General features: G+C 40.8%; 7 protein-coding genes, 9 tRNA genes and 2 rRNA genes. All 18 read left to right on the top strand.

Annotated features, from left to right (window positions below; translation table 11 throughout):
- Positions 1 to 92, top strand: a 23S ribosomal RNA gene (locus tag DSY56_RS09005); the annotation flags it as partial.
- Between the two features lie 76 nt (positions 93 to 168).
- A 5S ribosomal RNA gene (rrf, locus tag DSY56_RS09000) occupies positions 169 to 284 on the top strand.
- Between the two features lie 4 nt (positions 285 to 288).
- Positions 289 to 361: transfer RNA gene (locus tag DSY56_RS08995), tRNA-Val, on the top strand.
- Between the two features lie 2 nt (positions 362 to 363).
- A tRNA-Asp gene (locus tag DSY56_RS08990) sits at positions 364 to 436 on the top strand.
- Positions 437 to 459: 23 nt separating this feature from the next.
- Positions 460 to 532, top strand: a tRNA-Lys gene (locus DSY56_RS08985).
- 5 nt (positions 533 to 537) lie between these two features.
- Positions 538 to 619: transfer RNA gene (locus DSY56_RS08980), tRNA-Leu, on the top strand.
- Between the two features lie 18 nt (positions 620 to 637).
- Positions 638 to 710 (top strand) — tRNA-Thr (locus DSY56_RS08975).
- Between the two features lie 22 nt (positions 711 to 732).
- Positions 733 to 804: transfer RNA gene (locus DSY56_RS08970), tRNA-Gly, on the top strand.
- Between the two features lie 7 nt (positions 805 to 811).
- A tRNA-Leu gene (locus tag DSY56_RS08965) sits at positions 812 to 897 on the top strand.
- A gap of 9 nt (positions 898 to 906) precedes the next feature.
- Positions 907 to 980, top strand: a tRNA-Arg gene (locus DSY56_RS08960).
- A 15-nt stretch (positions 981 to 995) separates the two neighbouring features.
- Positions 996 to 1,069, top strand: a tRNA-Pro gene (locus DSY56_RS08955).
- 500 nt (positions 1,070 to 1,569) lie between these two features.
- Positions 1,570 to 1,761 carry a hypothetical protein gene (locus tag DSY56_RS08950; protein WP_012972435.1) on the top strand — a complete coding sequence of 64 codons (192 nt, stop codon included), beginning with the start codon at positions 1,570 to 1,572 and terminating at the stop codon, positions 1,759 to 1,761.
- Positions 1,758 to 1,952, top strand: coding sequence for a hypothetical protein (locus DSY56_RS08945; protein WP_112445176.1), 195 nt, complete (start codon positions 1,758 to 1,760; stop codon positions 1,950 to 1,952). The genes DSY56_RS08950 and DSY56_RS08945 overlap by 4 nt, the downstream gene beginning before the upstream one ends.
- Positions 1,939 to 2,823 (top strand): ATP-binding cassette domain-containing protein, encoded by an 885-nt coding sequence (locus DSY56_RS08940; protein WP_112445174.1) that lies wholly within the window; start codon positions 1,939 to 1,941, stop codon positions 2,821 to 2,823. Before DSY56_RS08945 ends, DSY56_RS08940 begins: the two co-directional genes overlap by 14 nt.
- Before the next feature lies 1 nt (position 2,824).
- Positions 2,825 to 3,562: an ABC transporter permease gene (locus DSY56_RS08935; protein WP_112445172.1), complete on the top strand. Its 738-nt coding sequence runs from the start codon at positions 2,825 to 2,827 to the stop codon at positions 3,560 to 3,562.
- Positions 3,562 to 4,659 (top strand): sensor histidine kinase, encoded by a 1,098-nt coding sequence (locus DSY56_RS08930; RefSeq protein WP_112445170.1) that lies wholly within the window; start codon positions 3,562 to 3,564, stop codon positions 4,657 to 4,659. The genes DSY56_RS08935 and DSY56_RS08930 overlap by 1 nt, the downstream gene beginning before the upstream one ends.
- Position 4,660: 1 nt before the next feature.
- Positions 4,661 to 5,260: a response regulator transcription factor gene (locus DSY56_RS08925; protein ID WP_049512651.1), complete on the top strand. Its 600-nt coding sequence runs from the start codon at positions 4,661 to 4,663 to the stop codon at positions 5,258 to 5,260.
- Between the two features lie 318 nt (positions 5,261 to 5,578).
- The gene (gene ccpA / locus DSY56_RS08920) at positions 5,579 to 6,589 is read left to right on the top strand and encodes a catabolite control protein A (protein ID WP_050253459.1); all 1,011 of its coding nucleotides are present in this window, start codon (positions 5,579 to 5,581) and stop codon (positions 6,587 to 6,589) included.
- The last annotated feature ends 152 nt before the right edge of the window (positions 6,590 to 6,741 follow it).

Raw genomic sequence — 6,741 nt, 5'->3', positions numbered from 1 at the left:
AGCCCTGAGAGATGATCAGGTAGATAGGTTAGAAGTGGAAGTGTGGCGACACATGTAGCGGACTAATACTAATAGCTCGAGGACTTATCCAAAGTAACTGAGAATACGAAAGCGAACGGTTTTCTTGGTTTGAATAGATATTCAATTTTGAGTAGGTATTACTCAGAGTTAAGTGACGATAGCCTAGGAGATACACCTGTACCCATGCCGAACACAGAAGTTAAGCCCTAGAACGCCGGAAGTAGTTGGGGGTTGCCCCCTGTGAGATATGGAAGTCGCTTAGCTCTAGGGAGTTTAGCTCAGCTGGGAGAGCATCTGCCTTACAAGCAGAGGGTCAGCGGTTCGATCCCGTTAACTCCCAAAGGTCCCGTAGTGTAGCGGTTATCACGTCGCCCTGTCACGGCGAAGATCGCGGGTTCGATTCCCGTCGGGACCGTTAGAATAACGGAAGTTATTTTAGACTCGTTAGCTCAGTTGGTAGAGCAATTGACTTTTAATCAATGGGTCACTGGTTCGAGCCCAGTACGGGTCATATATGCGGGTTTGGCGGAATTGGCAGACGCACCAGATTTAGGATCTGGCGCTTAACGGCGTGGGGGTTCAAGTCCCTTAACCCGCATTAAGATATAACAAATGAGCCGGCTTAGCTCAGTTGGTAGAGCATCTGATTTGTAATCAGAGGGTCGCGTGTTCAAGTCATGTAGCCGGCATTTTTAGATAGAAGAAAACAGTGCGAACGTAGTTCAGTGGTAGAACACCACCTTGCCAAGGTGGGGGTCGCGGGTTCGAATCCCGTCGTTCGCTTAGAGAGGCCGGGGTGGCGGAACTGGCAGACGCACAGGACTTAAAATCCTGCGATTGGTAACGATCGTACCGGTTCGATTCCGGTCCTCGGCATAATATGGAGCACCCTTAGCTCAACTGGATAGAGTACCTGACTACGAATCAGGCGGTTAGAGGTTCGACTCCTCTAGGGTGCATTTTTCTATTTAACTCGGGAAGTAGCTCAGCTTGGTAGAGTACTTGGTTTGGGACCAAGGTGTCGCAGGTTCGAATCCTGTCTTCCCGATATATTACAGAGATATGTGAGTGTGTATTTTTAAAACTAGATATTATATACATTAAGAGAGAATCATTTTGGTTCTCTCTTTTTTGATTTTCAGCAATTCATTTTGATTGCGTATATTTTTTGTTTCCTGATTTGTTCAATGAATACTGTAGTTTAGGTACATAAATTAAAATTTAACAGATTGTATAATTCTTACAAACTTTTAAGAAAGTAATTGAAGAGTTTTTTGTCCTACATATAATATATATGTTTGTACGATAAAAATTTCCGCTCTTTTGATTTTAAATAAGTATTAGTTTACATTATAGTGTGAATGGGGTTTGATATCTCTTTTGAGGAAGTTGCCTTAGATTTTTCTACTTGTGTTTTATTGTATAGTGTATCTTGCTTGTTTTGAACAGAATCTTTTATGACATTTGTCATATCTCCTCATGACAGAAGCTTCTAGTGATTCTACCTTCAAAGAATTATACTAGATGTATCAAGTGGAGGAAGAAAAAATGAAACATAAAGTAATTGTCGCAATGAGTTTAGTAGCAGCAGGAGTCATGACTTATCTCATGTTCTCAGGATTGGATGAAGATTTCTATCATTTTCCTTGGGAGCTATTTGCAGGATTTGGAATGATGTCCTGGCTTATCCGAGAAGGTTTGAAATTAGTCTCAGATGTGAAAAAGGAGTTTGAAAAATGAAAAAAGCGTTTCTCTATCTTTTTATTGGACTATCACTAGTGGTATGGTTGGTAGAAATGTTTACAGGTTGGTTTGATCAAGCCTTCCTTCACCAATTCATCCGTGGTGCCTGGGGACTAGGATTTATGATTTTTATCGTCTTTCCTATGGGAAAGGAGTGGCTGAAAGGAGAATATCATGAACATGATTAAGGTAGAAAGTCTAAATAAAAACATCAAGGGCAAGGCTATTTTGAAGGATATTTCTTTTGAGGTAGCTGAAGGTGAATGCGTCGCCTTGATTGGGCCCAATGGAGCTGGGAAGACAACACTCTTAGATTGTTTGCTTGGAGATAAACTAGTCACAAGCGGTCAAGTATCTATTCAAGGTTTACCAGTGACGAGTTCTAAGTTAGCCTATACTAGGGCTTACCTCCCTCAAGAAAATGTAATCGTTCAGAAATTAAAAGTTAAAGAGTTGATTGCTTTCTTTCAACGTATCTATCCAAATCCCTTAAACAACCAGGAAATCGATCAACTATTACAGTTTGACCAGCAACAAAAAGAGCAATTCGCAGAAAAATTATCAGGTGGACAAAAGCGTCTTTTCTCTTTTGTCTTGACCTTAATTGGGCGACCAAAGCTTGTCTTTTTAGATGAACCAACTGCTGCTATGGATACCTCTACTCGTCAACGTTTTTGGGAAATTGTTCAGGAGCTAAAAGCGCAGGGAGTCACCATTCTCTATTCGTCCCATTATATTGAGGAAGTGGAACACACCGCAGACCGCATTTTGCTCTTAAATAAGGGAGAGTTGATTCGCGATACGACACCACTAGCCATGCGTAGCGAGGAAATAGAAAAGCACTTTATCCTTCCTATATCTTATAAGGAAGTCGTTGAGAAGTCAGTCTTGGTTGAAAGGTGGGTACAAAAACAAGATGCTCTGCAAGTTGTCACACGAGAGGCAAATGCTTTCTGGGAACTATTAGTCCGAGCAGGATGTAGGATTCAAGAAATTGAAGTCAATAATCGTAGCTTGCTGGATACAATCTTTGAAGAAACACAAAAGGGAGATGACTAAGATGAAACAATGGATCGCACTAAACAAGATAGAATTTCTATTGACCAAACGACAATTAGTCTATTATCTATTATCCGTAGGGATGCCGACAGCCTTCTATCTATTCTTTTCAGGCATGTACCAGGACACACCAGGTGGACCCGCGAATTTTATGCGTGATTACCTTATCTCTATGACTGCCTTTTCCATGATGTCGACAGCTATCTTCTCATTCCCAGCTGTTTTACATACAGATAAAATCAACAACTGGCAGAAAACATTGCGCCATACTCCGGTAAATATGGTAGAATATTATCTATCAAAGATAACAAGTATGATGGTTGATTATCTGGTCTCAATCCTGGTTGTTTTCTCAGTTGGGCACTTGGTCAGAGGTGTGGATATGCCTTTAGGAAGCTGGATTGGGGCTACGCTCTTGCTGATAGTAGGAAGTGTAGCTTTTGTAGCGCTTGGCTTGACCTTGACACTCTTGCCTTCTAGTCAGCTGATGTCTGTCGTGGGCAATCTTCTCTATCTAGGTTTGGCTGTTTTAGGTGGACTCTGGATGCCCATCTCTTTATTTCCAGACTGGATGCAAGCAATCGGGAAGTGCCTACCAACTTATCAGTTGATGGAGTTGCTCAAGACCTTCTTAAACGAGGGTAGCATCAATCTATCAGCCACAGTTTATCTACTTGTTTTTTCAGCAGTTTTGTTTGGTTTGACCATTTACCTTCAAGGTCATAAGGAGAATGCTTAATGCTTGAAAGACTGAAAAGCATACACTATATGTTTTGGGCCAGTTTAATTTTTATGATTTTCCCCATCCTACCTGTAGTGACTGGGTGGCTTTCTGCCTGGCATTTATTGATTGATATTCTATTTGTAGTGGCGTATTTGGGTGTTTTAACAACTAAGAGCCAGCGCCTATCTTGGCTATATTGGGGCCTCATGCTGACTTATGTAGTTGGGAATACTGCCTTTGTTGCTGTTAATTATATCTGGTTTTTCTTTTTCCTATCCAATCTCTTAAGTTATCATTTCAGCGTAGGTGGTTTAAAGTCTTTACATGTCTGGACTTTTCTTCTTGCTCAAGTCCTTGTTGTGGGCCAACTGTTGATTTTTCAGAGAATCGAAGTTGAGTTTCTATTCTATCTACTTGTAATTCTTGCTTTTGTCGATTTAATGACTTTTGGCTTGGTTCGGATTCGGATTGTGGAGGATTTGAAAGAAGCACAGGCTAAGCAAAATGCCCAGATAAATCTATTGCTTACTGAAAATGAACGCAGTCGTATCGGTCAAGATTTGCATGATAGTCTGGGGCATACCTTTGCTATGTTGAGTGTCAAGACTGATCTAGCCTTGCAGTTATTTCAAATACAGGCTTATCCACAGGTGGAAAAGGAATTAAGAGAAATACAGCAAATTAGCAAAGAATCAATGCGTGAAGTGCGAACCATTGTGGAAAATCTTAAGTCTAGAACTTTGACATCCGAACTAGAGACTGTGAAAAAGATGTTAGAAATTGCTGGAATTGAGGTGGAAACGGATAACCAACTAGATACTGCTAGCCTTACTCAAGAATTGGAGTCAATGGCTTCCATGATTTTGCTTGAGTTAGTGACCAATATCATCAAACATGCCAAAGCGTCTAAAGCTTACTTAAAATTAGAACGGACAGAGAAGGAACTCATTTTAACAGTAAGTGATGATGGCTGCGGCTTTGCTTTTCTAAAAGGAGATGAGCTCCATACAGTCCGAGATCGTGTTTCTCCATTTTCAGGAGAAGTAAGTGTAATCAGTCAGAAACATCCAACGGAAGTGCAAGTTCGACTACCTTATAAGGAGAGAAACTAAGATGAAAGTATTAGTCGCAGAAGATCAAAGTATGTTGCGAGATGCCATGTGCCAGTTGCTTGCCTTTCAAGCAGATGTAGAGTCTGTCTTACAAGCCAAGAATGGGCAAGAAGCAATCCAACTATTAGAAAAGGAGTCTGTAGATATAGCCATCCTTGACGTAGAAATGCCTGTTAAGACAGGTCTTGAAGTTTTGGAGTGGATACGAGCAGAAAATCTAGAAACAAAGGTGGTTGTGGTGACGACCTTCAAGCGTCCTGGGTATTTTGAACGTGCGGTCAAGGCTGGAGTAGATGCTTATGTATTAAAAGAAAGAAACATTGCAGAGCTCATGCAAACCTTGCACACCGTCCTCGAAGGGCGCAAGGAGTATTCGCCTGAATTGATGGAAGTGGTGATGACGCATCCCAATCCGTTGACAGAACAAGAGATTGCTGTTTTAAAGGGAATTGCTCAAGGCTTGTCTAACCAAGAAATTGCAGATCAACTTTATTTATCCAACGGAACCGTCCGAAACTATGTCACCAATATTCTTTCGAAACTAGATGCAGGTAATCGAACAGAGGCAGCTAATATCGCGAAAGAATCTGGTTGGTTGTGATACTATTATAACTCTAAAACCATTATGTGCTAAAATTGAAGTGATTCAATCAAACAATTTGTAACTAGAGGAGGGCTTAGTTTCCTCCTTTTTGTTTACTCTAAGGTGGTAGCAAGAGCTAAACCTAGGCTTTCTATGAAATTTTTTCAATCAATCTTCAAAAAACACTTGAAAGTGTTTACAATTAGTGATAGAATGGAATAAGTAGAAACATGAAAACGAAATTTTCACATCTTCACTTTTGTAAGTAGATATAGAGTTTCAATCGGTGCCTCTACTTGTAAAAGAATGTGTGGGATAGAAAGGACAGGAAAAGGAATGAATGCAGATGATACAGTAACCATTTATGATGTCGCTCGTGAAGCAGGTGTTTCCATGGCGACGGTCAGCCGTGTGGTCAATGGCAATAAAAATGTAAAAGAGAATACCCGTAAAAAAGTGCTAGAGGTAATTGATCGTTTGGATTATCGTCCAAATGCAGTTGCGCGTGGTCTTGCAAGTAAAAAGACAACCACTGTCGGTGTCGTGATTCCAAATATTACCAATGGTTATTTTTCGAGTTTGGCTAAGGGGATTGATGATATTGCAGAAATGTACAAGTACAATATTGTCTTAGCTAATAGCGATGAAGATAACGAGAAAGAAGTTTCTGTTGTCAATACCCTCTTTTCAAAGCAGGTAGATGGCATTATCTTTATGGGTTATCACTTGACAGATAAAATTCGCTCAGAATTTTCGCGTTCACGTACTCCGATTGTTCTCGCAGGAACTGTCGATGTTGAGCACCAGTTGCCAAGTGTCAATATTGACTATAAGCAAGCAACGATTGATGCAGTGAGTTACCTTGCTAAAGAAAATGAGCGTATTGCTTTCGTTAGCGGTCCGCTAGTGGATGACATCAATGGTAAGGTTCGTTTAGTTGGCTACAAGGAAGCCTTGAAAAAAGCAGGAATCGCTTATAGTGAGGGTTTGGTATTTGAATCTAAATATAGCTATGATGATGGTTACGCCTTAGCAGAGCGCTTGATTTCATCAAACGCAACTGCAGCAGTTGTGACAGGTGATGAGTTGGCAGCAGGTGTCTTGAACGGTTTGGCTGATAAGGGTGTGTCAGTACCAGAAGAATTTGAGATTATTACTAGTGATGATTCGCAAATTGCACGCTTTACCCGTCCAAACTTGACAACTATTGCCCAACCTCTTTATGACCTTGGTGCCATTAGTATGCGTATGTTGACTAAGATTATGCATAAGGAAGAGTTGGAAGAACGTGAAGTTCTCTTACCTCATGGTTTGACAGAACGTCGCTCAACACGAAAACGGAAATAGAAAAAATCAGGGAATCGAGAAGATTTCCTGATTTTGTGCTCTTAAACAAGAGATGTCGACTCAATGAATACCACAGAGCGGACTAGGCGGCTGGTTAAAGGCTGCGCAACACACTGCTTTGAGGTTGTAGATGGAAGCTGACGTGGTTTGAA

This window comes from Streptococcus sp. 596553 (assembly GCF_900411395.1).
GTDB classification, from domain to species: domain Bacteria; phylum Bacillota; class Bacilli; order Lactobacillales; family Streptococcaceae; genus Streptococcus; species Streptococcus mitis_BA.
This window is presented reverse-complemented; position numbering and strand designations above follow the sequence as displayed.

Bases quoted from the DNA above. Each gene is read 5' to 3' on its own strand.
- DSY56_RS08935 (WP_112445172.1), top strand. From the start codon at position 2,825: ATGAAACAATGGATCGCACTAAACAAGATAGAATTTCTATTGACCAAA.
- DSY56_RS08950 (WP_012972435.1), top strand. From the start codon at position 1,570: ATGAAACATAAAGTAATTGTCGCAATGAGTTTAGTAGCAGCAGGAGTC.
- DSY56_RS08940 (WP_112445174.1), top strand. From the start codon at position 1,939: ATGAACATGATTAAGGTAGAAAGTCTAAATAAAAACATCAAGGGCAAG.
- DSY56_RS08945 (WP_112445176.1), top strand. From the start codon at position 1,758: ATGAAAAAAGCGTTTCTCTATCTTTTTATTGGACTATCACTAGTGGTA.
- ccpA (WP_050253459.1), top strand. From the start codon at position 5,579: ATGAATGCAGATGATACAGTAACCATTTATGATGTCGCTCGTGAAGCA.
- DSY56_RS08925 (WP_049512651.1), top strand. From the start codon at position 4,661: ATGAAAGTATTAGTCGCAGAAGATCAAAGTATGTTGCGAGATGCCATG.
- DSY56_RS08930 (WP_112445170.1), top strand. From the start codon at position 3,562: ATGCTTGAAAGACTGAAAAGCATACACTATATGTTTTGGGCCAGTTTA.